Here is a 26,077-nt window from a genome sequence, read left to right as displayed (position 1 = left end):
GATCACCCCAGCAGGACCATCCTGCCTGCAGCCTTGAGGACCCGGACCCCTCCGCCGGGCTTCACCTGCATTCCCGGCGGGATCCGGCACTCCGTGCTCTCACCGGTGACAGGGTCGAGGATGCCGATGGCATCTCCCTCCCTGAACGTGACCAGGTATTCGACGGCATCGCGCACGTTCCCGATAAGGGCTTCGATCTTCTGTTCCGGGACCGAGCGCTGCTGGCCGCTGGCGACATCGATCACCCTGACATCGTGGCCGTCGATACCCTGCACCTCTGCATACCGGCCATGGACCATGATCACGTCTCCCCTCGAATATTTCGGGAGCCTGACCAGGTATGTCACGCGGTAGAGCCTCTTTCCCGCCCGCTCTCCGACCAGTTTCGGGTGGGTTGAGGAACGTCCACCCATGGCCCTGACGATAGCCATGGCGATCTCGTGGCCGATCCGCTGCGACCCGATGGTGATATCAAGGCCGTCCGGAGTCTCTTCCAGGTCGGCGATGAACGAGAGGCGCTCTCCGGAAGCGGCCAGCGCCTGCTCGGTTTCGCGGGCGATCCGTTCGGCGTTCCGGATCTCCCAGGGGAATGGTTTTCTCCCGTTGGCCCTGACCTGGACCACCCCTTCATAGTAATTTCCCGACATCCGGCTGCACCGGTCGCACTGCTCTTTCTGCCAGACGATCCCGATCCGGCAGGAACCTTCTACCAGTTCGCCGAACAGGGTCCCCGATATCCGGCAGTCCGCAACCGAGCGGTTGCTGCCTGATTCACGGATGCTGATGGAGATCTCGGGGTTGCGAAGCTCCGGCACGATCTCGATTTTTCTCCGGACGAGGTCGCGTGCGAGGTCTTCCCGGGGGATATGGGTCTCGACCCAGAGACCTGCCTCTTTCCGGGCACCGCAACTCGGGCAGAAGACGTCGACGATGCGTGCCGGGCAGGAGAACCAGCGTAGCTGTGCTACCCTGCAGGCTCCGCACAGTCCGCGGTCTTCGGACGGACGACCGCAGCGGGGGCAGATGTTCTCCCTGATCCTCTGGTTAAATTCTGATGATTTGGGCATGGGGCACGGAACCGATACGAATACACCCGTCTTTCCCGATCAGGCCGATCTCGATGGCAAGAGACACCGTTCGCTCCCCCATAAGGTTTGCATTCTCGGCACGGGAGAGCGCGGCCCTGACCTCTTCGGGAGTCGCGAGGTCGTTTCCATAGAAGGCCTCGGAGATGTGGATCTCGAGGTCACCGTGGGAAATCCGGCCATTGAGTAGTTCCCGGTCGCAGACGGCGACGACTTCATCACCGGCAGGAGTGCGGTGAATCTTCAGGTACATTGTTTATATGTCAGCGGGGTGAGCACATAAAATAATACAACGGGAAATTCGCGGTCACCTGGAGATCTCGACGCCGTACACCCGGGAAGGAGTCTCGGCATGGATACGGTGCGCATCCTCAAAGGTGATCAGCCCGTTTGCAAGCAACCTGAACGTGGCCCGGGGCACCGATTTCGGGCCGATGACCGCCCCCGGCCTGCTGTTCTCGTCCATGTAATCGCTTTCCATGGTGAAATACCGTCCCGCCGAGGCCAGGTCAGGGATTGCCGGGTGGGTGGCGATCATCGAGGGAGTAAGGGGGGTATCCGGCGTTGCATAGTGCTTCACCACCCGGTATGAAGGGAGCCCGGCGCGGGCGGCACGGTCCACCACATCGGCGCACGGACCGCTTTCTGCATGTATCTGGACTGCACACCCCAGGCGTGCGGCCAGGGAGAGGGCATGGGAGAGCACCTCGTTTGATGCGTCAAGGACTTCCGAGGGTACTTCGTAGTGGGGCCGTCCGCTCTTGAGGGCCACAGCCCTGCCATCCAGGACGTACTCCCCGGCGATATCAAGGCCGCGCTTCATCACGGATACCACGGTATCGAGCGGAATCCAGTTGAGTAGACGTGACATCTCGGCCGGGTGGACTCCGAGGACGACAAAGACCGTGAGCCCGAGTTTCCTGACTGCATTGGCAACAGCGATGGTCTCATCGAATACCTCCCTGAACTCCTCCCCCGTGTCAGGGACTATTCCAAACGACAGGGAAGGCTTGGAGACCATGAAGAGATGGGTTCCCCCTGCCCGCTGGAAGTCCCGTGCGGCGGCAAGCCCCCTGCCATTCCGGGGGTCGATATGGATATGGTCATCGGTGATCGGGATGTCAGGGTTCTTCATAGCAGCGGATGATCTCCATCATGGGGTATTCTCCCTTCTTACTGAGCCGGGCATGGCAGCACGACCTCTGCACTTTCGTAACCACGTCGGCAGAAATCATCGTCCCCTTCAGCTCGGAATAGCCGAACTCGTTTCTCTTCATCGCCCGGTCGATGCTGACGCGCACTTCGCGGACGAATGGCTGGAGGCTGATGCTCTCCCGGATGGCCGTCTCGAGCGAGATTGCAGTGTCCGGTGAGACCGGTGTTCCCACGAACTGGTGGTAGAGCGCTCCGAGCTTGATGCCTGCCTCAAATATTGCCTGTTCACGCGTCCCTGTCATGGTATATACCTGGATGGACCGGGAAAAAAAGGTGTCAGATGAGCTTGATGATGCCCTGTTTGGGCTCCATGGCTTCGCCCTGGCGCAGGAACATATCGATCTGTTTCTGGATCTCGTCTTTATGGTAGCCCTGCCGGGCGATCTGATCGATCACTGCCTGCTTCTGCGCCCGCCCTGTCTCATCGGCCAGCTGGCGAATGACCTCCTTGATGGTGCGGATGAGGTCCCGCCTCCCCTTCGATATACCGGTCACAACCTTGTCGATGTCAAAGCTCCCGGTCTTGGGATCATAGGCCACCTGCCGCAGGCAGGTATCCACGATCCCGATCACCCGTTCGGCATCCGCGAGCTCGATATCGGGCGAGAGGCGGATCCGGGCGCTGGCCTCTGCAAGCCTGACCAGGGCCTCCAGCTGGCGGGCGGTGACCGGGACCGGCTTCGTCGACTCCGATGCCAGGCCCCTGAGCCGCATGTAGTAATCGACCAGCGATTCGCGGGCGGCATCAGAGAGACGGGGGAAACAGGTCCGCCTGGCATAGGCAACGTATTTGCGGAAAAGCATCGGTTCTATGTCCGGAGTGACCGGTTTGAGCTGCTCCCGGATATACTCATCATCCACTCCCGGGATGGGGCTCTTTGCATGCTGCGCGATGGTCTCTCCGATACTGTGGGCCTTGAGGATATGCTCGGCAATCGCGCCGTCGCGCTTGGGATCCGGCTTGTCACCCATGATGAAAATGAGGTCGAACCGGGAGAGCAGGGATGCCGGCATGTTGATCTGCTCACCGAGAGGGGTAAATTCATCGAACCGGCCGTACTTCGGGTTCGCTGCGCCGAGCAGGGCGCACCGCGATTTCAGGGTTGCGGTGATTCCCGCCTTGGCTACGCTGATCGACTGCTGTTCCATCGCTTCGTGAAGCGCGCTCCTGTCGTCTTTCTGCATCTTGTCCATCTCATCGACCGCAGCGATCCCCATGTCTGCCAGGACGAGTGCTCCGGCTTCCAGTGTCCAGCGCCCGTCGCCGAACTCGTCTTTTACTGCGGTCGCGGTCAGCCCGGCGGAAGTGGAAGACTGGCCGCTGGTGTAGATCGCCCGCGGGGAGAGCTTGGCCACGTAACGGAGCAGCTGGCTCTTGGCAATACCGGGGTCTCCGATCAGGAGGACATGGATGTCGCCGCGCAGGTGGCTGCCATCCGGCATCTCCTTGGTGATGCCGCCGAAAATCTGGAGTGCGATGGCCTCCTTGACATCCTCGTTGCCAAAGATGGTCGGTGCGATGGAGTGGGTGATCTTGCCGTAGATATTCGGGTGTCGTGAAAGGGAGAGTATCTCGTCCTCGTCCCTGTCATCGATCTGCACCTCTTCAAACTCCTTTTCGGAGATCTCCATCGAGTTGCATTCGAGGTAAATGTCGAATATGGTGCTCTTCTCGCCGTGGCTGACCCGTTGCATGGACCGGAGGATACCGTTGATGATCACCCGGTCACCCGGCGCCACCTTCCCGGTCATGTCATCGGTGGCATCGACATCGAGTGTCTGCGGCTGCTCCCCGCCCCGGAGACCCTCCGGGGATTCCTGTATCCGGAGTTTCTGCGAATCGGTGAACCGGGAGCGTTTGGGGATGAGCTCCAGTTTCTTGAAGGTACACCCGTCCGTTGCACAGCCGTCCGGTTCCCTGAACTTCCCGTACCCCTGCTCGCGGACGGTGATATGCCCGGCGGGGCACCTGAAGTGCGCCTCAACCACCCGGGGCCGGACCTCCGTGGTCTTCCGGAGAATTCCTTCCACGCTGATGAAAGTGTTGATGTGGTCGGACCGGATCTGGCGGATGGCGATCTTCCGCGGGAGGTTGATGAACCGGATATTGATCTCCCTGGCAGACTTACCGTCCCGGGTCTTTATCAGCTGGTGCGTGGCGATCGATGACCGGACATCCCCGATCACCTTCCCCGGGTTGCTGAGCAGTTCATCGGCCATCCGTATGCCGGTCTTCCCGAAACTTTCGAGTTCCCGGTAATCGATGAAGAGCGACCGCTGGTACGGGAATTCCCGCGAGAGTGCAGAGAGCTCCTTCTTGTAGCGGCTGCGCAGAAATTTGCTCCAGTCTGCATCGCGGTCGATAATTTCGGTCCGGGGCTCGCTGTCCATCCCTCTCACCTTCATCCGGAGCGCCGGGCAATGATCACGAACTGGGCGATGAGCGCATCCATCTGGATATCGCTGTTGGCACCTTCGGAGAGCCGGAAATCCGTTGTCCCCAGCTGATCGATGAGTGCTACACGCAATCCATCGTCCATCGGCCGTTTCATGATGGCCCGGTAGCACTGGTTGATCAGTTCGTTCGGGGCAATCCCCCGCCCATGGAGTAGGTCTGTAAGGACGTGTTCTGCCCCTTCAAAATCTCCGGACAGGGCCAGCGTGAGGAGTTCCTCGATCTCCTCCGGTTTTGCCGTTGCGGTGATGGCATAGACCCCGTCCTTGGTTATCTCGGGGGAGAGGATTGCGGCACCCTGGAGGGCATTGATGGCTTTCCGCATGTCGCCCTGGGCAATATATGTGATTGCCATGACTGCATCATCGGCAACGTGCAGGTTTTCGCTCCTGGCGATGCGGTGGATCTCCTCGGCTATCGCTTCCTTGGCAAGCGGCCTGAACCGGTAGATGGCGCACCTGCTCTGGATGGGATCGATGATCTTTGACGAGTAGTTACACGAAAGGATGAACCTGCAGGTCTGGGCAAAGCTCTCCATCGTCCTCCTGAGTGCAGCCTGGGCATCCGGGGTCAGGGCATCGGCTTCATCGAGGAAGAGTATCTTGAAAGAGGCATTTCCGAGCGGGGAAGTCCGGGCAAACTGCTTGATCTGGGTCCGGACCACATCGATGCCGCGCTCGTCGGATGCATTCAGCTCCCGGAAGTTCATGTGCCACCCATCGCCGAAAAATTCCCGTGCGAGCGCGACTGCCGCCGTGGTTTTGCCGACCCCCGCCGGGCCGGTGAAGAGCAGGTGGGGGAGACTGCCTGCTTTCACGTAGGACTTGAGACGCTCCACGATCTCGTCCTGCCCGACGATATCTGCAAGGAGTGCCGGCCGGTACTTCTCAATCCAGATGGTGTGGCTCTCGTCCATTCCGTATCCTCTTTCAATATTAGGGGTTATGGTATATCAGTATCTGGCTTGTGTGATAAAAACAGGGACCGTGTATCCCGAAACTGCCTGGAGGAACAGCGCAGGCAAAAAAAAAGATTGTTATTTTTCAAAGAGTTCTGCGCCCTTCTCCTTCTGGTAGTAGTAATAGGCAAGGCCTGCGAGAATGATGATCACCAGGATGATGAGGATCAGCCATGCCAGCGGGAACTGCGACCAGGACGGCTGGGCGGGTGGGATGGTAGTGGTGGGGACCGGGGCAGTCTCGGTCTCCACAGGCTCCAGTGTCGGTGGTGGTGTGGTTGGTGTGGGAGTTATGTTTCCATTTTCCTGTGGAGTGGGGGTAACAGTGATGGTTGGGGTGGGAGTTGGGGTGCTGGTGGCGTAGTAGCCACCTCCACCACCACCTCCGCCACCGGTCCCCGTCTGCCGGAAGGATGCGACAATGGTGTGGTTTTCACGGACATTTTCAAAGGACCAGGTATATAGTGCTCCTTTGGAAACACCGTCCACGGTTACGGCCTGGACCGTGTAGTACGAGAGCGGGGCGATATTGAAGGTGACATTTGCTCCTTCTGAGACTGGAACGAGACCGCTCGGGTTGATAGATCCGCCGTTTCCTGCTGTGGCGTTGATATAGAACAGCCTTCCAGGTGAACTGACGTTGATGAACCCGGGCTTTGATACAGACCCACTGCCGAAATCGTTGCTTGCGGTGAGGTTAACGGTGTATGACCCTGCAGTGAGGTATGTGTGGACAGGGTTCTGGAGGGCCGATATGGTCTGATCACCGAACTCCCAGGACCACGAGCCGGGATTGTTGCTGGAGGTATCAGTAAACTGGACGGACAGCGGGGCAGTCCCGGATGTCGTATTGGCAGTAAACCCGGCAACCGGAGGCAGCTGCCCGCCGTGAACGGTTATGAAATCCGGCCGTACCAGTGAGCTTGTGCCCGCCGGGTTGCTCACGTTCAGGCTCACCGTGTACGTTCCCGGAGACTGATAGGTATGGACGGGGTTCCTGCCGTTCGAGGTGAATCCGTCGCCAAAGTCCCAGAACCACGATGTGGGTATGTTCAACGATGTGTCAATGAACTGCACGGCAAGCGGGGCTGTTCCCGAAGTCCTGTTTGCCGTGAAATTGGCGACTGGTATGTCGGCGGGAGGAATTTCCGTTACCCGGAGATTGAGTTCTGTCAATCCTCCCCATATGTAGGGATAGGTCATCTGCCAGTCTCCACCGGCACCGACATCGTAGCATTCGGCACGGATGCCGTTTGCGTAGAACGAAATCGGTGAACCTTCGGGGATCGAACCCTGGATGATGAGGTTCTTTGTGTCGTTGACCACATCACCGTACCGTCCCTTCACATCGGTAATTACAAACCCCCCGCCGCCGCTGACAACACCTGAAATGAAGGTGCCGGCAGGGGCATCTTCATCGACAATGGTGATTGCCCCATAAAAGGCGTGGGGCAGCGGTGGCAGAGGTGGCAGAACGAAGATGTAATTCTGTTTTATCTCGGAATCGGTCCCATCGGCGTTGGTAACCGTTAGACTGACAGTATACAACCCTTCATCGGTATAGACATGGACCGGATTCTGGGTGGTGGCTGTTGTATTGTCACCGAAGTCCCAGACCCATGTATCAGGGTCATTGGTGGAAGTGTCGGTGAATGCGACAGAGAGCGGAGCCGGGCCTGAAGTCTTGTTGGCGGTGAAACCGGCAACCGGGGGTTGCGGTGGAATCTCCTGGATTCTGAGATTCAGCTCGGTGACTTTGCCCGAAGTGAATGGGTAGGTCGCCTGCCAGTTACCTCCGGCAGCAACATCATAACACTCGGCGGCAGACCCGTTGAGGTAGAAGGTGATGGGCGTCCCGTTCACGATTTGTCCCTGGACGATGAGTTTTTCACCTGATGCCCCGGGTTCTCCATACTGCCCGGGTTTGTCCGCAACAATGGATCCCCCTCCTCCATGAACGGAGGCGGACACGATAGTTCCCGCCAAAGAAGGTTGCCCACCGATGGTAATTGCCCCATAGAATAGATGGGGAGGTTGCGGGATTATCGGCCCCACTACGATGAAGCCGGGTTTGCTGATCCAATCCGACCCTGCATTGTTGGTGACGGTGAGCTTCACGGTATACGTCCCGGGATCTGTATACGTATGGACCGGGTTCCTGTCGGTTGCAGTTGCACCGTCACCGAAATCCCAGTGCCATGAAGAGGGGCTGTTGAGGGAGGTATCCCAGAACTGAACCGCTAAGGGAGCATTTCCAGAGGTCCGGTTTGCGGTGAAATTGGCAATCGGAGGGTCACAGGAATACCCATAAAATGTCCCACATGTCGAATCTGTTCCACAGTCGTTCGTAACGGTCAGGCTCACCGTATAGACCCCTGGAACAGTGTAGGTGTGGGCGGGGTTCTTCTGGGTGGACGTTCCACCGTCACCGAACTGCCAGAACCAGGTGTGCGGGTCGTTGGCAGAGGTATCGGTGAACCCGATCGTGACCGGGGGAAATCCACAGCTCTTATTCATCTCGAAGGATGCAACCGGCGGCGGACAGGGTTGAGCGGTGATGTACGCCGGCCTGGAGGCGGAATCGCACCCGCATTCGTTTGTGACAGTGAGGGTCACGGTGTAAGTGCCAGGAGTGGTATAGGTATGGACAGGGTTCTGTTCGGTGGAAGTGGCACCGTCACCGAACTGCCAGAGCCAGGTATCCGGGCCGTTTGTGGAGAGGTCAGTGAACTGGACGGAGAGGGGGATCTTCCCGCAGGTCTGGTTGGCCGAGAAGTCGGCCACCGGCAACGGACAGGGTTCAGCGGTTATAAACTCTTGTTTCGAGGCTGAATCGCACCCGCACTCGTTTGTTACGGTGAGGGTCACGGTGTAAGTGCCAGGAGTGGTATAGGTATGGACAGGGTTCTGTTCGGTGGAAGTGTCACCGTCACCGAACTGCCAGAGCCAGGTATCCGGGCCGTTTGTGGAGAGGTCGGTGAACTGGACGGAGAGAGGGGCCTTACCGGAGGTTCTGTTTGCCGAGAAGTCGGCCACCGGCGGCGGACAGGGTTCAGCGGATATAAACTCTTGTTTCGAGGCGGAATCGCACCCGCATTCGTTTGTTACGGTGAGGTTCACGGTGTAAGTGCCAGGAGTGGTATAGGTATGGACCGGGTTCTGTTCGGTGGAAGTGTCACCGTCACCGAACTGCCAGAGCCAGGTATCCGGGTCGTTTGTGGAGAGGTCGGTGAACTGGACAGAGAGGGGGATCTTCCCGCAGGTCTGGTTGGCCGAGAAGTCGGCCACCGGCGGCGGGCAGGGTTCGGCGGTTATAAACTCTTGTTTCGAGGCTGAATCGCACCCGCACTCGTTTGTTACGGTGAGGTTCACGGTGTAAGTGCCAGGAGTGGTATAGGTATGGACCGGGTCCTGTTCGGTGGAAGTGTCACCGTCACCGAACTGCCAGAGCCAGGTATCCGGGTCGTTGGTGGAGAGGTCGGTGAACTGGACGGAGAGAGGGGCCTTACCGGAAGTCCTGTTTGCCGAGAAATCGGCCACCGGCGGCGGGCAGGGTTCGGCGGTTATAAACTCTTGTTTCGAGGCTGAATCGCACCCGCATTCGTTTGTCACGGTGAGGGTCACGGTATAGTCCCCGGCTACCGTGTAGGTATGGACAGGGTTCTTTTCGGTGGAAGTGTCACCGTCACCGAACTGCCAGAGCCAGGTATCCGGGTCGTTTGTGGAGAGGTCGGTGAACTGGACGGAGAGAGGGGCCTTACCGGAGGTCCTGTTTGCCGAGAAGTCGGCCACCGGCGGCGGACAGGGTTCAGCAGTGATATACTCTTGTTTCGAGGCTGAATCGCACCCGCATTCGTTTGTCACGGTGAGGGTCACGGTATAGTCCCCGGCTACCGTGTAGGTATGGACAGGGTTCTTTTCGGTGGAAGTGTCACCGTCACCGAACTGCCAGAGCCAGGTATCCGGGTCGTTTGTGGAGAGGTCGGTGAACTGGACGGAGAGAGGGGCCTTACCGGAGGTCCTGTTTGCCGAGAAGTCGGCCACCGGCGGCGGACAGGGTTCAGCAGTGATATACTCTTGTTTCGAGGCTGAATCGCACCCGCACTCGTTTGTTACGGTGAGGTTCACGGTGTAAGTGCCAGGAATGGTATAGGTATGGACCGGGTCCTGTTCGGTGGAAGTGTCACCGTCACCGAACTGCCAGAGCCAGGTATCCGGGTCGTTGGTGGATAGGTCGGTGAACTGGACGGAGAGAGGGGCCTTACCGGAGGTCCTGTTTGCCGAGAAGTCGGCCACCGGCGGCGGGCAGGGTTCGGCGGTTATAAACTCTTGTTTCGAGGCTGAATCGCACCCGCACTCGTTTGTTACGGTGAGGTTCACGGTGTAAGTGCCAGGAGTGGTATAGGTATGGACCGGGTCCTGTTCGGTGGAAGTGTCACCGTCACCGAACTGCCAGAGCCAGGTATCCGGGTCGTTGGTGGAGAGGTCGGTGAACTGGACGGAGAGAGGGGCCTTGCCGGAAGTCCTGTTTGCCGAGAAATCGGCCACCGGCGGCGGGCAGGGTTCGGCGGTTATAAACTCTTGTTTCGAGGCTGAATCGCACCCGCATTCGTTTGTTACGGTGAGGTTCACGGTGTAAGTGCCAGGAATGGTATAGGTATGGACAGGGTTCTGTTCGGTGGAAGTGTCACCGTCACCGAACTGCCAGAGCCAGGTATCCGGGTCGTTGGTGGAGAGGTCGGTGAACTGGACGGAGAGAGGGGCCTTACCGGAGGTCCTGTTTGCCGAGAAGTCGGCCACCGGCGGCGGACAGGGTTCAGCAGTGATATACTCTTGTTTCGAGGCTGAATCGCACCCGCACTCGTTTGTTACGGTGAGGTTCACGGTGTAAGTGCCAGGAATGGTATAGGTATGGACAGGGTCCTGTTCGGTGGAAGTGTCACCGTCACCGAACTGCCAGAGCCAGGTATCCGGGTCGTTGGTGGAGAGGTCGGTGAACTGGACGGAGAGAGGGGCCTTACCGGAAGTCCTGTTGGCGTTGAAATTCGCTACAGGCGGCGGACAGGGTTCAGCAGTGATATACTCTTGTTTCGAGGCCGAGTCGGACCCGCATTCGTTTGTTACGGTGAGGTTCACGGTGTAAGTGCCAGGAATGGTATAGGTATGGACAGGGTTCTGTTCGGTGGAAGTGTCACCGTCACCGAACTGCCAGAGCCAGGTATCCGGGTCGTTTGTGGAGAGGTCGGTGAACTGGACGGAGAGAGGGGCCTTACCGGAAGTCCTGTTGGCGTTGAAATTCGCTACAGGCGGCGGACAGGGTTCAGCAGTGATATACTCTTGTTTCGAGGCCGAGTCGGACCCGCACTCGTTTGTCACGGTGAGGGTCACGGTATAGTCCCCGGCTACCGTGTAGGTATGGACAGGGTTCTGTTCGATGGAAGTGGTACCGTCACCGAACTGCCATGACCAGGAAGTCACGTTGTTTTGCGAGGAGTCGGTAAACTGGACTGAGAGGGGAACCTTGCCGGAAGTCCTGTTTGCCGAGAAGTCGGCCACCGGCAGCGGACAGGGTTCGGCGGTGATGTACATGGGTTTGGAAGCAGTGCCGGACCCGCAGTTGTTCATAACAGTGAGGTTCACCGTGTAAGTGCCAGGAGCGGTGTAGGTATGGACCGGGTTCTGTTTGGTTGACGTTCCACCGTCACCGAACTGCCATGACCAGGAAGTCACATTGTTTTGCGAGGAGTCGGTAAACTGGACTGAGAGGGGAACCTTGCCGGAAGTCCTGTTTGCCGAGAAGTCGGCCACCGGCTCGAGGCATAACGCAACAATCGTCCCGGAGGTGGTATTGGTTCCACAGTTGTTCTGCACCGTGAGGTTCACGGTATAGTTGCCGACCGTGGTGTAGGTGTGCAGAGGATTCTGCTCGGTGGACGTTCCGCCGTCACCGAACTCCCATGACCACGATTCAGGTGTCCCGCTCGAAAGGTCGGTAAACTTGACGTCCAGCGGGGCATATCCGGAAGATGGATTGGCTTCAAACACTGCAATGGGGGGTATACAGCAGGTCTCCTCGTCCCAGACCAGCGCTACGAATCCACCTCTCCCGGCAGGAGTAAAGGCCGGGGGATAAGGATCGCTTGCCGGCATGTTATCAGACCATGTCACTCCTGAGATAAACACCCCGCATTTTCCATCTGCTGCAATACCATACGCCTCTTCCTTGTTGCTTCCCCCGAAATAGGTTAAGTATGCGGGGTAACTCTCTCCTTCGGCAAACTTTGCAATGAATGCATCCGAGACGCCGCCGCCGTAATGGGGCTGGGACGCATTGATGGTTTGCATGTTTTCTGCCTTGGTTATTCCAGTGATATACACCGAGCCGGCGGGATTGACAACGATTCCTCTTCCTTCATCGAATCCCGGCCCGGTCAGATACGTGGAGAGGTTGAGTGCATTTCCGGAGGGTTCCAGACGAGTATAGAAAGAACTGATCAATCCCGGATTTACCGGTTTGAAGGCGTTCTTGGTCGGGAAGTTACGTGACCGGGTGAGTCCCGTTACATGGACTGATCCATCACTGCCGACATCAATCGCCCGCGCCCCATCCATGTCTGATCCACCGATATAGGTAGAATAAACAAACGGATCGCCAGCAGGTGCGATCTTGGTCACGAAGGCGTCGCTATACCCGCCAAAGGTGGGATAGGCAGCATTTTTAACCGGGAAATCCCATGAAAATGTTTCACCGGCAATGTAGGCATAGCCAGCTTCATCGACTGCAATGCCGTACCCGGTTTCCATGACCTTTCCGCCGACATATTCAGTATCGATGAGTTCTCGCCCGTCGCTCCTGATTTTCAGCAGGTAAGCATCGGAAATACCGCCCCGAGAAGTCCGTTTCATTGTGCTGGGAACAGAGAAGGAGCTGGATTCGGTAGATCCGGTGATGTACGCGTTGTTCGCTCCATCAAGTGCAATGGCATACCCATAATCGTTGTTATTTCCCCCCAGGTAGGTTGAGTAAACAAGCGATGACCCGTTGGGAGCCAGCCGCATGACAAACGCATCGTTGAGTCCCGCGTTATCTCCCTGGAGAGGGTTTACAACCGGGAAATTGGTGGAGTTGGTGGTACCGACCACATAAACCCCCCCGCTGGCATCTATCTGTATTCCATATCCGGCATCGTTGCCTTCGCCTCCCAGGTAGGTGATGAAAAGCGGGAGCGTCCCTTCAGGGTTGATCTTGACAACAACGACATCGGTACCACCGGCATTGGATCCCGTACTGCCTGCTGACACATTGTAGGGGGTGGAAAACGTCCTACCGGTCACGTAGGCGTTCCCCTGCGGGTCCGATGCAACACCATATGCTTCACTCACGCCCAACCCCCTGAGATATAGCCCGTATTTCAATACCGGGTCGATGACCAGGTCGTAACCGGGGTCATAGTCCCCCACCATGAAACCGACACCTCCCTGGCCGGTCATGCGATAGGAAGAACTGACTTCGACAATTGATCCCTCTATCAGCTGGTAACAGTAGGGAGCGCTATGAACGACCGGACCTGCCCGGGTCGTGAGTACCAGGGATCCGTCCGGGGCAAGTGAGAGACCCTCCTGGCCGGAGTATTCAAGAATGATGACGCCAGGATCGGCACCGGGCCGGACGATATATGTGCTCTTGAGACCATCCGGCAATCCTTCGTATACGAGATCGATTCCCGGGTAAAGTCCAACGTACTTGATCCCACGATACATCTCCACCCCGGTTATCCATGCCTCCGGATCGTTGCCGGTAAGGAAATTGGCACTGCAATCGAGCCTCTCCATCCCCGCCAGTGTCACAGCATCTGATGCACCATCAAACCTGAACCCTACCAGTGCTGTTTGCCCGCTTTCCGGTGAAACCAGAGAGAGATCGGAACCCCAGGCGCCAAAGGAGATCGGGCCGGAATCCGAGATGGCCATGAAGATTACGTTGTCCGGGAACTGCCCGGCATTTCCCATGAACAGGAGGGGAAATGACAACGATGCTCCGATTTGTTCACCTGGTCCATAGATTGTAACCCCGTCCCTTTCGCCACCAGAAAGAACGAGGGCTGGTGCTGTTGCAAGAGAACCATCCCCTGCCGCATTCATGCAGAGAACCCCGGCTAAGGGCACCAAGAGTAATAACAACAACAAGATGCGATTTGTTTTCATAAAGAGCCCTTTATGTGAGATGGTGAAGTCCTTATATATAAATTCTTCTGACGATACGCCTATTTTTTTTCTCTTTTTACACAGGAAGCGATTAAACCAGACATAAGGCGCTGCCCTGCGATCTCGTTTACCTGCGTTGCGCACAAGGTTTTTTGTCCCTGAACATAATGGATATTTTCTTTCACCACCAATCCTCTACCTGAAAAGGAGAGGGGAACTACCCCAGTACCATGAAGTACCCCTCCGGAGATGGTCGGTTTTGGAAGGAATGACAAGGGTGTTTGCCGGGGAATATGCACGGGCACGGCTCCCTCTGTTCCAGGAACGGATCCTGACACCTACCGGCGCATGCTGTCGCCTGATCTTTCTTGCCGGGGCCCTGACAGAGACCGGGTTCCGGGGACCCGACCGGTGGTCCGGCCGGGTGGCAGACCCGACCGGTGTTTTCGAGATCCGGGCAGAGCGCCCTGACCGGGAGCAGCAGGACGCACTCCGCGACCTTTCCGTGCCCTCTTTTGTGACCGTGACCGGAGAGGCAGTTTTCTTCTCCGGGGATGCGGGACCGGGGGTCTTGCTCCATTCCCTGGGCGAGTCTACTCGGGCGATCCGGGACCGCTGGGTCATCAGGACAGCAGAGATCACCGGTGGCAGGATAGCCCTCCTTACCGATGCGCTCCGTTCCGGGACCGGTCCGGGACCGGTTGTTGCCGCCCTGGAGCAATACGCCATGACAGGCAATTGTATACGGGAGATGGCCGGGATGGTCTGCCATGCCCTTGATGGAGTGATGCCGTCGTCCGAAGCATCCCGCTCACAGGAAGATATTGCCGCAGCAGTGCTCGCCATCATAAAGGAATCTGGTGGAAAGAAAGGTATCTCTTACGACGATCTTGCCGCCATTGCCGGAGCATCCGGCATCGGTGGACGAGAGCTCCGGGAGGCGGTCCGGTTCCTCCTCGAAGAGGATGAATGCTACCAGCCAGCACGAGAGGTCTTCAAATCGTTATGAACCTCGGCTTTTTTGGGAAAGGGCCGGCGCTGCTGGTCACCAATACGAAACGGGTGCTGGTGGTCGCAGACCTTCACCTGGGAATTGAATCCGACCTGGCCCGCCACGGGCTGCATTTCCGGAGCAGGAGCCAGGAGCGGCTGGAACGGCTCGAGGCCTGCATCACGGATGCCAGCCCCGACCTCCTCCTCATCCTGGGCGATCTGAAGCATGGCGTTCCGCTCACTTCCCGCCAGGAGTTCCGGGAGATCCCGGGGATCATAGAACGGCTCAGATCCCATGTGGCGGTGCAGATCGTCCCGGGCAACCACGATGCCGGCATTGAGAAGTTTTTCGAGCCTGGCGAGATACTGCCGAAAGAAGGGGCCGTGGTCGACGGGACAGGGTATGTTCACGGGCATATGTATCCTGACCCGTCGCTTGCCGGCCTCCTGATAATCGCCGGTCACCACCACCCGCTGGCCAGCCTCAAAGACGAGGTGGGCTGTGCCATGCGGTCCCCGGTCTACCTTTTCTCACCAGTGGATGAGCAGTGCCTGGGATTTCCTCCCGGGGATCGCATGCTCACCCGGACACTGTTCATGCCGGCCTTCAACGAGCTGTCCGGCTATGACCTGGTGCGCACGGCCCGGGAACCGTTCTCCCCCCTGTCCCGCTGTATCAGGTGGGAGGCAGCCGAGATCTTTCTCCCAGATGGAACCTTCATCGGTCCGATCTCGTCCCTGGAGGAGCATGGAACAGACCAGGTACCTTGACCCCCGGATCCGGGAATGTATCCGGAAGCGGGGATTTGCAGAGCTTTCCGAGATCCAGGCCCTCGCCCTCCCCCAGGTGCAGGCCGGGAAACACCTGGTCCTGATCGCGCCGACCGGGACGGGAAAGACGGAGAGCGCGATGATCCCGGTCTTCGATGCCCTCCTGAAGGAGCGATCGGGCGGGTTCTCTGCCCTCTACATCACCCCGCTTCGGTCGCTGAACCGGGATATGCTCCAGCGTCTCTCCTGGTGGTGCAGGGAACTTGGTATCACCGTGGGTGTCAGGCACGGTGACACCACCACGACCGAGCGGAGGAAACAGGCCCTCTCCCCCCCGGAACTCCTCATCACCACGCCCGAGACCCTCCAGGCCCTCTTCATGGGCAAAGTGCTCCGGAAACACCTGCGGAACGTCCGGTACGTGATTGTCGATGAGATCCATGAGCTGGCCGGCGGGAAGCGGGGAGCCCAGCTTGCGGTTGCCCTGGAGCGGCTTGCCGAATATTCCGGGGAGTTCCAGAGGATAGGGCTCTCGGCCACGGTCGGGAACCCTGGCGAGGTGGGGCGGTTCCTCTGCGGGGACCGGGAGTTCTCAGTGGTGGAAGTCGAAGTCACGAAGCACCTCGAGATCTCGGTCGAGTTTGCCGGAGACACGTTCGAGATGCAGGCCCGGTGGATCGGGGAGGCCATCGACCGGCACGCCTCGACCCTGGTCTTCGTGAACACCCGCGCCACTGCCGAAGCGCTCGGGCACCATCTCTTCTCCCGGGGGGACGTGGAAGTTCACCACGGGTCGCTCTCCCGCGACGTCAGGATCGATGCGGAAGAGCGGTTCAAATCAGGGCAGCTCCGGGGGCTGATCTGCACGTCGTCAATGGAGCTCGGGATCGATATCGGGCATATCGAGCACGTGATCCAGTTTGGCTCCCCCCGCGAGGTCTCCCGGCTGGTCCAGCGGATCGGGCGTGCCGGCCACAGCCTGTACGAGACCTCCCGGGGAACCATCCTCGCCACCGGCTTTGACGACCTCCTCGAATCGCTGGTCATTGCCCGGCGGGCGAAGGCGGGGGAGGTCGAGCATGTCCACCCTCCGGTCAACCCTGCCGATGTTCTCGCCAACCAGGTTGCCGGGCTCACCGTGGAGTACGGGAGGATCTCCCGTGGCCGGATCAGGGACATCCTTTCCCGGTGCTCGACATTTTCGTCGGCCGGGGACCTCATCGACAGGGTCTGTGCCCAGGCTGCCGAGCACCACCTGATCCGGCTTGACGGCGACGAGGTTATCACCACCCTCCGTGCCCGTCGCTACCTCGCTGCCAACCTCTCCATGATCCACGATGAACGGAAGGTGCAGATCTTCGACATGGTCTCCAGGAGGACCGTGGGAACGCTGGACGAATCCTTCGTGGTCGGGTCGGTCTACACCGGGGCCGTGTTCATCACCAAGGGACAGCTCTGGCGGGCCCTCGACATGGAGGAAGGGAGGATCATCGTCGAGCCGGCCCGCAGGGTGAAAGGGGAACTTCCCTCGTGGGAGGGCGAGCAGATCCCGGTTCCCTATGCGGTTGCACGGGAAGTCGGGGAACTGAGGAGGACCCGTTCGTTTAAGGTCTATGGAGCAGGGGAGGTACCGGAGCAGTTTGCCTCACGGTTCCTCGCCGAGATGGACCGGAACCGGAGCAGGATCCCGGATGACACGCTGATCGTGCTCGAAGGCGGGCAGGAAGGAGTGGTCTGCAACTGCTGCGCCGGTCACCGGGCAAACGAAGCGCTCGGGAGAGCGATCTCGGTCCTCCTCTCTGCCCGGTTCGGGACCACGGTGGGAATCGAGATCGATGCCTATCGAATCCTCTTCAGGCTCCCCTCTCACGTGGGCACCGCTGAGGTCCGCGAAGCCCTCTGCGGGCTCGACCCGGCCCACGTGGAAGGCATCCTCCAGATCGCCATGAAACGGACCGCGCTCTTCAAGTGGAAGCTCGTCCAGGTCGCCAAGAAGTTCGGGGCAATCGATCCCGACGCCGACTACGAGCGGCTGAGCAGCTATAAACTGATCGAGCTCTTTGAAAACACCGTGGTCCAGGAGGAGACGTACCGGGAACTCTTCACGGTCTACATGGATGTGGCTGCCGCTGGCCGGATCCTAGCGGGGGTCCGGGACGGGAGCATCACCGTGGAGACCGGAAGGCTCTCCCTGCTTGGGGCAGACGCCCTCTTCTCATCGCGGGACCAGATGCCCCCTCCCCTGGCCGACCAGGCTGTCCTCTCTACCCTGCGGCGCCGGATTGAGGGACAGGAGATAGTGCTCGCCTGCATGAACTGCCGGAAATGGAAGAGCCGGACCGTTGCCGGCAGGGTCCAGGACCACCCTGTCTGTCCCCGCTGTGGTGCCCGGTTGATCGCCGTGCTCAAGCCCTGGGAGGAACCACAGTATGCCGCTGCAGCCAGGAAAGATAAGTCAGAAGAGGAAAGAACGACCGAGGCCCGGCTTCTCAGGAATGCCAACATCGTGCTCTCGGGAGGAAAAAAAGCGGTACTTGCCCTTGCCGCAAAGGGCGTCGGGCCGGAGATCGCTTCCCGGATCCTCGCCACGCTCACCGAGGGTGACGCCTTTTTTGCCGAGATCCTCAGGGCAGAACGGAACTATATCCGGACCCGGAAATACTGGTGAGTCAGAGGACGTTTGCAAGTTTCTGTTCGAGGAGGTCGAGGCCCCGCCTGATATCCTCGAGGTTTTTGCCCCCGGTCAGGATGATCTTTCCGGAAGAAAAGAGGAGCGCGACGATCTTCGGGTCGCCAATCCGGTAGACCAGCCCCGGGAACTGCTCGGGTTCGTACTCTATATTCTCGAGGTTGAGGGTGATGACCAGCTTGTTGAGATTTATGTACTTCCCGATATCGTACGAGCAGACGATGTTGGTGATGGCGACCCGCGGCGTTTCATAGGTCTCCACTCCAGCCTTTTTCATCTCCCTGATTATCTGATCGAGCCCTGTCTTTAGGGCCTCTTCGTCCCTGATGCCGGTAAGGACCACTTTTCCCGAGGAGAAGATGAGCGAGGCGATCTTCGGCTTATCTATCCGGAAGACCGCGCCGGGGAACCGTTTCGTATTGAGTTCGCAGGACTTCACCCGCGCTGCAATTTCGGAGAGGTTGATGGAATCGGCTATTGCACCCGATGCAACGATATTCTCGATCTTCAGCGAATCGTACTTCGCAGGGATCATGTTCTTCGTATATGATCCCCGGAACACGATAATACTGTTGAAGTGAAGAAGATCCGGCCGGATATAAAAAGACACGTTGATGTCGGATAAAGGCAAATTTTTCTAATTCATGATGGACAGGTATCAGGATTACGAGACCCTCTGCCGTGATTTCCGGATAGAGGTCCCGAAATACTACAATTTCGGGTTCGATGTGATCGATGCGTGGGCAGAGAAGGACCGGAACAAGCTGGCCATGATCTGGGTCAACCAGCAGGGGGAAGAGAAGAAATACTCGTTCCGGGACTTAAAAAACCTCTCAAACCAGGCGGCCAACATCCTGGTCAAATACGGTATCCAGAAGGGCGATCGTGTGCTGCTTATGCTCCCCCGTGTCCCGGAATGGTGGATCTTTGTCATCGGCCTGATCAAGCTTGGAGCGGTGCTGTGTCCCTGCCCGACCATGCTCACCACGAAAGACATCCGCTACCGGCTGAATGCCGGGAAATTCAAGATGATCATCACCAACATGGAGCATTCGGCAAAAGTCGAGCAGGTAACGGAGGAATGCTCAACGCTTACCTGCAGGTTCCTCGTCGATGGAGCGCTCCCGGGATGGGTGAGCTTCCCAAGCGAACTCCTCTACCCGGCCCCTGTCTCGTTCCGCTCGGTCAGTCACCCCTCGGGGAAAAAAACCCTTGCCACCGACCCAATGCTCATCTACTTCACATCGGGCACAACCGGTGAACCTAAGATGGTACTCCACAACCAGAGCTACCCGCTCGGCCACCTCGTTACTGCCAGGCTCTGGCAGGATGTCTCGGAGCAGGATGTCCATTTCACCTCGTCTGATACCGGGTGGGCGAAATGCGCCTGGGGCAAGATATTCGGCCAGTGGATTTGCGGAGCCTGTATCTTTGTATACGATGTGCGGGGGAAGTTCAAGGCGACCGAGCTCTTGCCCCTCCTCGAGAAGTACGAGATCAGCACTTTCTGCGTCCCTCCCACCATTTACCGGATGCTGATCCTCGCTGACCTCGGAAAGTTCGACCTTCGCGAGCTGCGCCGTTGCACGAGTGCCGGTGAACCGCTCAACCCCGAAGTGGTCCGGGTCTGGAAGGAGGGAACCGGCCAGACCATATCGGAGGGCTACGGCCAGACCGAGACCGTATGCTGCATCGGCACGTTCCGGGGAATGGAGACCCGGCCGGGGTCGATGGGCCGGCCGGCCCCGGGCTGGCACGTGGAACTCCACGACGATGATGGAAACCCGGTCGTGCAGGGCGAGGAGGGGCGGATTGCGATCTCCCTTGATCCGCGCCCGGTGGGACTCTTCATCGAGTATATCAACAGTCCCGAAGCGAACGCTGCCTCGTTCGTGAACGGCTTTTACTACACCGGTGACAAGGCATTCATGGACAAGGACGGCTATTTCTGGTTCGTAGGCCGCGATGATGACATCATCAAGTCATCCGGGTACCGGATCGGCCCCTTCGAAGTGGAGAGTGCGCTGCTCGAGCACCCTGCCGTCCAGGAATCCGCGGTAGTTGGATCGCCGGACCTGATCCGGGGGGTGATCGTGAAGGCCTTCATCGTGCTCAGGCCGGGGTTCGAGCCTTCCGAGACCCTGATCAGGGACATCCAGTCCCATGTCCGCAGGACCACCGCTCCCTACAAGTACCCCCGGGCCATCGAGTTCGTCGATGAGCTTCCAAAGACCCTCTCGGGCAAGATAAGGCGAAACGAGCTCCGGCAGCGGGAACTGGAAAAGTCGCTGACCGGGACTTGAGGGAAGCGACCTTTCTCCATACCATCTCTCCTGTTTCTTTGTAGCTGCCTTCAAGTTCGGTGATGGCATCCCTCACCAGTCCGTTCCTTGATGGTCCCATCCGCCCGGTGTATGACGCTGCCTTCAAGTTTGGCGATAGCATCCCACACCAGGACCGTTCGCCGTTTTTCTTTCCTTCCGATAGTGCGGAATGGCCCGGTCGTGGAAGGGACTGCTCCGGAAACACCCTTCCATGGCGGGACTGAGGCCAGGGTACAGGGCATGACCAGGATGTCTTCCCTTCATGATGCCCGAACAGGAACAATCTCCAGCGGCCCATTTTACCAGGGGTATCCTCGCTGTGGTTAAAAAGACACCTTAAAGACTCCTCGTGAAAAATATATCCGTTCATATGTCGTGTGCCGGGTACACCATGGAGGATTACGATGAGACGTACCGGGATTTCCGGATCGAGGTCCCGGAATACTATAATTTCGGTTTTGAGGTTATCGATCGGCACGGCCTCGCCGACCGGAACCGGCTGGCCATGATATGGGTGAACCAGGAAGGGAAGGAGAAGACATTCACCTTCCGTCAAATGATGAACCTCTCGAACTCGGCGGCAAACATGCTGCTGAAGTACGGGGTCAAGAAGGGCGACCGGGTTATCATAATGCTCCCCCGCGTTCCCGAATGGTGGGTCTTTGCCATCGCCTGCATCAAGCTCGGGGCGGTATTCTGCCCATGCCCGACCATGCTCACCGCAAAGGACCTCCGTTACCGGATCAATGCCGCAAAGATCAGGATGGTCGTCACCGATGCAGAGAACGCCCCGAAGCTCGAGGAGATCTGCTGTGATTGCCCGACGCTTGCCGGCAGACTGGTCATCGACGCCCACCTCCCCGGCTGGGTTAGCTACATCGAGGAGACCACCTACCCGGCCCCTGTCTCCCGGAGCCTGGTGAAGGTTGCCGGCATGGAGAAGACGAAGAGCACCGACCCTATGGTCATCTACTTCACCTCCGGCACCACCGGGGAGCCGAAGATGGTGCTCCACAACCACGCCCTGCCGCTCGGACACGTGACCACCGGGGCATTCTGGCTCGATCTCAGGGAAAACGACCTCCATTTCACCCTGGCCGACACCGGCTGGGCCAAGTCGTCGTGGGGCAAGTTCTTCGGACCCTGGCTCTGCGGGGCCTGCATGCTGGTCTACGACATCCGGGGACGGTTCAAGCCGACCGAGCTGTTACCGGTCCTCGAGCACTACGAGGTGACGGTCTTCTGTGCCCCCCCGACGGTTTACCGGATGCTCATCCTCGCCGACCTCGAGAAGTTCGATTTGAAGGAGCTCCGCCACTGCGTCAGCGCCGGAGAGCCCCTCAATCCCGAGGTGATCCGGGTCTGGAAGGAGGGGACCGGCCTGACCATCTATGAAGGCTACGGCCAGACCGAGGCCGTGCTGGTGATCGGAACCTTTCCCTGCATTGAGCCCCGGGCCGGATCTATGGGAAAGCCATCCCCGGGCTGGCAGATCGAGCTCCAGGACGAGGACGGCAAACCAGTCCCCCAGGGTGAGGTGGGCCGGATAGCCATCCGGGTAAAGCCCGACCGGCCGGTCGGTCTCTTTGACGGCTACCTCCATGACAGGGAGGCCAACGAGGAAGTCTTCATCGGCGATTATTACTACACCGGCGACAAGGCCTCCATGGACAAGGACGGTTATTACTGGTTTGTTGGCCGCGACGATGACGTGATCAAGTCCTCCGGCTACCGCATCGGCCCCTTCGAGGTGGAGAGTGCGCTGCTCGAGCACCCGTCGGTCAAGGAGGCAGCGGTGGTCGGGTCCCCGGATGTCATCCGGGGCATGATCGTGAAGGCCTACATCGTGCTGAAGGAGGGTTTCCAGCCATCCGAGCAGCTGGCAAAGGACATCCAGGAGTTCGTCAAGAAGCATACCGCTCCCTACAAGTATCCCCGGGCCATTGAGTTCACCGAAGACCTCCCTAAGACCATCTCGGGCAAGATACGGCGGAACATCCTCCGCGAGCGGGAGCTTTCGGGGGAAGGGCGAACCATCCGCGAAGACGAGTGAAGGGGGAGGAGTCCCCGGGAAAAACCGGCACCGGGATGTCCGGACATCGCAGCCGGGAAATCTCATCAGGGCGGGGGGAGACTTTCAAGTGCATCGAGAGCAGGATTCCGGGATTATCCCACGGTGCCCCGTCAAAAAAAACACACATCTTTATTTCTCTGCACCGCCTATGAGATAGAGGTGCGAGGGTAGCCAAGCCAGGTCAACGGCGCTGGATTCAGGGTCCAGTCTCGCAGGAGTTCTTGGGTTCAAATCCCATCCCTCGCATAATATCCTAAGGTTCAATGCCTTCGGGCTTTGTTTATATACCCACTTTGCAAACAGCTCCTTGTATGCCTTCCATATGTGCTTTTAGCCGGAATGGTTATTTCAAGCAGAATTCACTCAAAGGAGCAATTACAGGCCATCGCCCCGTTCTATTACACAACGCCGTTGTATTCGGTGGTGCGAATTTTTGATTGGGTGCAAAGGAAGGCACCAGTGTTCGTGGGGAGAGAGCAGGTGGAATCATGAATATCATTTTCCGAAATATTTCCGGAAGTAACATATAATCGAGTGAAAAGACAAAATAAACAATATGCTTCCTTGGAATCAGCGACGCGATTTAAGCTTACTTGAGAAGGAAGCGATTGAATTGTATATCCAATCCGGTGAAGTGATAAACGCCTATCTTCGCGATCCAATAACGCTTCCAAGACCATATCGACCCTTTTTTCAGAAATTTATGACCCAGTTGGATAGTGCGCTTGAGAAGTCTCCACTGAACAAGCAAGTGATATTGTATCGAGGAATAACCGGGCAATATGCAGATGAATTCCTCGAAGATGTGGGAAAAGGAAAAAATGAGTTCAGTGATGAGGGTTATGTTTCGTTTTCATCGAATGAAGATATTGCAGAAGAATATGCCATTGAATGCCAAAATCGTGGAATTATTTTTGTTCATGAAGGAAAACGAAACGATAACGTGTTATTTATAGGTGGCCAGGAACAAGAATTTCTTTACCCGAGAAAAACTTCCTGGCGTATTATCTCATGTAAAACAATAACAACTGGTAGTTGTATAATCACTTTTATCTATATTGAAAGGAAATGATGAACTAAAATGGCAATGAAAAAGAAGTATCTTTGGGAAAAAGGCGAGATAGCATTACGAGAGTCACCTTTAAGCCCAACAAAAAAAGAAATAGAACATGCCGATAAGATACTTGAGAAAGCAATTGGGCGATGCTCTTCTAAGAAAAAAATCAAGGTATAAACCATTTAAGCAATATTTAAAAATCCGCAAAATTTCTTTCATTTGTCGATTTGGATGTTCTAGTAAAACAAGCCGAACCATACGGAACGGGATTCGTTCGAGCACAAAAATTAAGAAGGGAGAGCAGAATCGTTGGGGTTCATCAGGCAGATTTTCTCTTCCCACCCTGTATCATATCAGCAAGCTTCACCTCGGGATGATGGTATCTTTTCATGTTGATAGTGATGCGGCCTGCCTGGATTGCCTCCCGCGGACACCAGTGCAGGCAGGCGAAACACTTCTCGCAATGATTCGACCAGACAGGTTTGTTATCAATCATGGCAATATTACCTACGGGGCAGATCCTCTGGCAGACTCCACAACCATTGCATTTTTCGTCCGCAACCAATGTTAAGGAATTCCAACCTTTCAGCAGAACCTGCGTAAATAATGGCAGAAGGATTGGAATCGCCTTCAGAAAAAAACCGGAGAATATGAAACTGACAACCTCATTGCTGGTTTCTAAGGTTCCTTGTTTTCGGGCGAGAACATAATCAGAAATGATTACTTGTTGCTGCTTCCAGCTGGCAAACATCTGTGCATGCTCGGTGCTGGAGATGGCCGCCGATCCAAACCCGTTATGCGGCATACGCACCACAAATCCTCCGGCAAGTGTCCCCCCACAGGCGCTGAGTTCCCTCTTAACGTGTTGCATGGCCTTGCCTGGTGTAATACCATAAGTACAGACAGCAAAGATGTATTTTGTCTTGGGATTGTCCAGTTTTGTGATAAACCGCCCGATGATCCGCGGTGGTTTAAAGTCATAAATCGGAAATACCATGCCGATCACCGCTGCATCGGTCTGAATCCTGTCCTGATCGATCACCGCCGTGACAGGGATCAGCGTTCCATTGATTTTTTCGGCAAGATCTCTTGCGACCACAAGTGAATTCCCGGTTCCGGAAAAGTAATAAATCTCTGTACTCGTTTTTGCTCCCCCCTTAAGACCAATCCCCTCTTTATGCTCTTTATTTCGTTTACTACCAATTCCTCATGAATACTTTCATGTGCCATGGTGGATCTGCAGCGGCCCGAGCAGCGCCAGTTGCCGAGTGCATCAGCACGAGGTCGAGCACAGCAACTCACTGATCATCCACGTTCAGTTTGGTAGTACACCGAAGCGGTCCATTTCAATGATCCGCAAGGTACGGGAATAGCGCCGATGAGGGCCGGGGATGTTCTCATGACTGCATCCATGGAACGAGCGTTGCGCGGCATTCTGGATACCTTTATGGCCATCTGATATGAGAAGATCAACTCTCCTCAGTCCACGATCTTTCAGGTCAGAGAACAGGTCTTCCCAGGTAAGTTCATCCTCACAGTCTGCAATCCTGGCACCCAGGATCTCCCGGACCCCGTCATTCCTGATGCCAGCAATCACGAGCAAGACCTTATTCACATACCTTATTCCGTCTCTGACCTTGAAATACGAAGCATCCACGAAAAGGTATAGGGGATATGTGATTCAACGGGACGTGAAAGAAATCCTATGACCTTTTCATCAAGTTCTTTCACAATACTCGATACATATGAGGCTGAGATTTTTTCCACACCGAGAGTAGAGATCACATTCTGGATCTTCCTTGTGGATACCCCCTGAAGATACGACTCAATTATCGCATTCTCCAATGCCTGCTCCACCCTTGAATATCGTTCAAATACCTGTGTCTTGAACGGGATATCCCGCAATAAGGGTTTATCGAGGGATAATGAGCCATATCGTGATTTGAGTGATCGAGACCTGGTACCATTGCGATAGGTTCGCCTTGATCCTGTTCTCTCGTACCTCCCGGCCCCGGCCAGCTCATCTGCTTCTCTCTGCATCACCTCGTTCAGAAACCAGGTGATAACGTTCCTCATTCCTTCTTCGTTATCGGTAAGGTAATTTACTACGAGATCTTTACTATTCATTGCCCTGTATTCCTCCGTTGTCAATTTAGAGTGGATACAGGGAGTCTTCAATTTTACAGCTTTATATGCACACTACCATGTCGGCCATAACATAATCTTAAAAATCGCGTTTGCTGTGCCCAGA

At 57.0% G+C, this 26,077-nt stretch carries 19 protein-coding genes and 1 tRNA gene; 8 read left to right on the top strand and 12 right to left on the bottom strand.

Annotation, left to right across the window (positions count from 1 at the left end):
* Positions 1 to 2: 2 nt before the first annotated feature.
* The 7 genes from IPI71_02080 to IPI71_02050 all read right to left on the bottom strand — a co-directional run bounded on the left by IPI71_02080 (position 3) and on the right by IPI71_02050 (position 13,855).
* Positions 3 to 1,067: a 60S ribosomal export protein NMD3 gene (locus IPI71_02080; GenBank protein QQR71333.1), complete on the bottom strand. Its 1,065-nt coding sequence runs from the start codon at positions 1,065 to 1,067 to the stop codon at positions 3 to 5.
* Positions 1,045 to 1,338 (bottom strand): DUF424 domain-containing protein, encoded by a 294-nt coding sequence (locus IPI71_02075; protein QQR71332.1) that lies wholly within the window; start codon positions 1,336 to 1,338, stop codon positions 1,045 to 1,047. The genes IPI71_02080 and IPI71_02075 overlap by 23 nt, the downstream gene beginning before the upstream one ends.
* Before the next feature lie 54 nt (positions 1,339 to 1,392).
* Positions 1,393 to 2,220 carry a TatD family hydrolase gene (locus tag IPI71_02070; protein ID QQR71331.1) on the bottom strand — a complete coding sequence of 276 codons (828 nt, stop codon included), beginning with the start codon at positions 2,218 to 2,220 and terminating at the stop codon, positions 1,393 to 1,395.
* Positions 2,207 to 2,542, bottom strand: a complete 336-nt coding sequence (locus IPI71_02065; protein ID QQR71330.1) for a dihydroneopterin aldolase family protein — start codon at positions 2,540 to 2,542, stop codon at positions 2,207 to 2,209. The genes IPI71_02070 and IPI71_02065 overlap by 14 nt, the downstream gene beginning before the upstream one ends.
* A gap of 34 nt (positions 2,543 to 2,576) precedes the next feature.
* On the bottom strand, positions 2,577 to 4,691 hold the full coding sequence (locus tag IPI71_02060; protein QQR71329.1) for a minichromosome maintenance protein MCM: 2,115 nt from the start codon (positions 4,689 to 4,691) through the stop codon (positions 2,577 to 2,579).
* Between the two features lie 11 nt (positions 4,692 to 4,702).
* Entirely contained in the window at positions 4,703 to 5,671 is a 969-nt protein-coding gene (locus tag IPI71_02055; GenBank protein QQR71328.1) for a replication factor C small subunit, read from the bottom strand.
* A 120-nt stretch (positions 5,672 to 5,791) separates the two neighbouring features.
* Positions 5,792 to 13,855 (bottom strand): PKD domain-containing protein, encoded by an 8,064-nt coding sequence (locus tag IPI71_02050; GenBank protein QQR71327.1) that lies wholly within the window; start codon positions 13,853 to 13,855, stop codon positions 5,792 to 5,794.
* A gap of 322 nt (positions 13,856 to 14,177) precedes the next feature.
* On the opposite strand from IPI71_02050, the gene IPI71_02045 reads away from it, so the two are divergent.
* Genes IPI71_02045 through IPI71_02035 form a run of 3 tightly spaced genes read left to right on the top strand, consistent with a single transcriptional unit; the run spans position 14,178 to position 18,350 of the window.
* Complete coding sequence (locus IPI71_02045; protein ID QQR71326.1) at positions 14,178 to 14,927, top strand: hypothetical protein; 750 nt, start codon at positions 14,178 to 14,180, stop codon at positions 14,925 to 14,927.
* Positions 14,924 to 15,682 (top strand): metallophosphoesterase, encoded by a 759-nt coding sequence (locus IPI71_02040; GenBank protein ID QQR71325.1) that lies wholly within the window; start codon positions 14,924 to 14,926, stop codon positions 15,680 to 15,682. Before IPI71_02045 ends, IPI71_02040 begins: the two co-directional genes overlap by 4 nt.
* Complete coding sequence (locus tag IPI71_02035) at positions 15,621 to 18,350, top strand: DEAD/DEAH box helicase (protein ID QQR71324.1); 2,730 nt, start codon at positions 15,621 to 15,623, stop codon at positions 18,348 to 18,350. Before IPI71_02040 ends, IPI71_02035 begins: the two co-directional genes overlap by 62 nt.
* Position 18,351: 1 nt before the next feature.
* Here the strand turns inward: IPI71_02035 and IPI71_02030 are convergent, their stop codons facing one another.
* Positions 18,352 to 18,906 carry a TATA-box-binding protein gene (locus tag IPI71_02030; protein ID QQR71323.1) on the bottom strand — a complete coding sequence of 185 codons (555 nt, stop codon included), beginning with the start codon at positions 18,904 to 18,906 and terminating at the stop codon, positions 18,352 to 18,354.
* Between the two features lie 109 nt (positions 18,907 to 19,015).
* On the opposite strand from IPI71_02030, the gene IPI71_02025 reads away from it, so the two are divergent.
* Positions 19,016 to 20,674, top strand: a complete 1,659-nt coding sequence (locus IPI71_02025) for an AMP-binding protein (protein QQR71322.1) — start codon at positions 19,016 to 19,018, stop codon at positions 20,672 to 20,674.
* Positions 20,675 to 20,724: 50 nt separating this feature from the next.
* Here the strand turns inward: IPI71_02025 and IPI71_02020 are convergent, their stop codons facing one another.
* A complete protein-coding gene (locus IPI71_02020; protein ID QQR71321.1) occupies positions 20,725 to 20,937 on the bottom strand; it encodes a hypothetical protein in 213 nt (70 codons plus the stop codon).
* 149 nt (positions 20,938 to 21,086) lie between these two features.
* On the opposite strand from IPI71_02020, the gene IPI71_02015 reads away from it, so the two are divergent.
* The 4 genes from IPI71_02015 (at position 21,087) to IPI71_02000 (ending at position 24,003) form a co-directional block, all read left to right on the top strand.
* A complete protein-coding gene (locus IPI71_02015) occupies positions 21,087 to 22,748 on the top strand; it encodes an AMP-binding protein (GenBank protein QQR71906.1) in 1,662 nt (553 codons plus the stop codon).
* Between the two features lie 182 nt (positions 22,749 to 22,930).
* Positions 22,931 to 23,015 (top strand) — tRNA-Leu (locus tag IPI71_02010).
* 310 nt (positions 23,016 to 23,325) lie between these two features.
* Positions 23,326 to 23,841: a hypothetical protein gene (locus IPI71_02005; protein QQR71320.1), complete on the top strand. Its 516-nt coding sequence runs from the start codon at positions 23,326 to 23,328 to the stop codon at positions 23,839 to 23,841.
* 9 nt (positions 23,842 to 23,850) lie between these two features.
* Positions 23,851 to 24,003, top strand: a complete 153-nt coding sequence (locus IPI71_02000) for a hypothetical protein (protein ID QQR71319.1) — start codon at positions 23,851 to 23,853, stop codon at positions 24,001 to 24,003.
* Positions 24,004 to 24,145: 142 nt separating this feature from the next.
* Here IPI71_02000 and IPI71_01995 read toward each other — a convergent pair whose 3' ends face one another.
* From IPI71_01995 to IPI71_01985, 3 genes are all read right to left on the bottom strand, one after another.
* Positions 24,146 to 24,925, bottom strand: coding sequence for an EFR1 family ferrodoxin (locus IPI71_01995; GenBank protein QQR71318.1), 780 nt, complete (start codon positions 24,923 to 24,925; stop codon positions 24,146 to 24,148).
* Positions 24,926 to 25,141: 216 nt separating this feature from the next.
* Entirely contained in the window at positions 25,142 to 25,483 is a 342-nt protein-coding gene (locus IPI71_01990; GenBank protein ID QQR71317.1) for a transposase, read from the bottom strand.
* Entirely contained in the window at positions 25,447 to 25,977 is a 531-nt protein-coding gene (locus tag IPI71_01985; GenBank protein QQR71316.1) for a transposase, read from the bottom strand. Before IPI71_01985 ends, IPI71_01990 begins: the two co-directional genes overlap by 37 nt.
* Positions 25,978 to 26,077: the final 100 nt, after the last annotated feature.

This window comes from Methanolinea sp., from assembly GCA_016699325.1.
Classification (GTDB): Archaea; Halobacteriota; Methanomicrobia; order Methanomicrobiales; family Methanospirillaceae; genus UBA9949.
This window is presented reverse-complemented; position numbering and strand designations above follow the sequence as displayed.

What these genes read in the sequence shown, in the direction of transcription:
- IPI71_02080 (QQR71333.1), bottom strand. Translation starts at nt 1,067, where the DNA reads ATGCCCAAATCATCAGAATTTAACCAGAGGATCAGGGAGAACATCTGC.
- IPI71_02075 (QQR71332.1), bottom strand. Translation starts at nt 1,338, where the DNA reads ATGTACCTGAAGATTCACCGCACTCCTGCCGGTGATGAAGTCGTCGCC.
- IPI71_02070 (QQR71331.1), bottom strand. Translation starts at nt 2,220, where the DNA reads ATGAAGAACCCTGACATCCCGATCACCGATGACCATATCCATATCGAC.
- IPI71_02065 (QQR71330.1), bottom strand. Translation starts at nt 2,542, where the DNA reads ATGACAGGGACGCGTGAACAGGCAATATTTGAGGCAGGCATCAAGCTC.
- IPI71_02060 (QQR71329.1), bottom strand. Translation starts at nt 4,691, where the DNA reads ATGGACAGCGAGCCCCGGACCGAAATTATCGACCGCGATGCAGACTGG.
- IPI71_02055 (QQR71328.1), bottom strand. Translation starts at nt 5,671, where the DNA reads ATGGACGAGAGCCACACCATCTGGATTGAGAAGTACCGGCCGGCACTC.
- IPI71_02050 (QQR71327.1), bottom strand. Translation starts at nt 13,855, where the DNA reads ATGAATGCGGCAGGGGATGGTTCTCTTGCAACAGCACCAGCCCTCGTT.
- IPI71_02040 (QQR71325.1), top strand. Translation starts at nt 14,924, where the DNA reads ATGAACCTCGGCTTTTTTGGGAAAGGGCCGGCGCTGCTGGTCACCAAT.
- IPI71_02035 (QQR71324.1), top strand. Translation starts at nt 15,621, where the DNA reads ATGGAACCTTCATCGGTCCGATCTCGTCCCTGGAGGAGCATGGAACAG.
- IPI71_02030 (QQR71323.1), bottom strand. Translation starts at nt 18,906, where the DNA reads ATGATCCCTGCGAAGTACGATTCGCTGAAGATCGAGAATATCGTTGCA.
- IPI71_02025 (QQR71322.1), top strand. Translation starts at nt 19,016, where the DNA reads ATGATGGACAGGTATCAGGATTACGAGACCCTCTGCCGTGATTTCCGG.
- IPI71_02020 (QQR71321.1), bottom strand. Translation starts at nt 20,937, where the DNA reads ATGCCCTGTACCCTGGCCTCAGTCCCGCCATGGAAGGGTGTTTCCGGA.
- IPI71_02015 (QQR71906.1), top strand. Translation starts at nt 21,087, where the DNA reads ATGGAGGATTACGATGAGACGTACCGGGATTTCCGGATCGAGGTCCCG.
- IPI71_02005 (QQR71320.1), top strand. Translation starts at nt 23,326, where the DNA reads ATGCTTCCTTGGAATCAGCGACGCGATTTAAGCTTACTTGAGAAGGAA.
- IPI71_02000 (QQR71319.1), top strand. Translation starts at nt 23,851, where the DNA reads ATGGCAATGAAAAAGAAGTATCTTTGGGAAAAAGGCGAGATAGCATTA.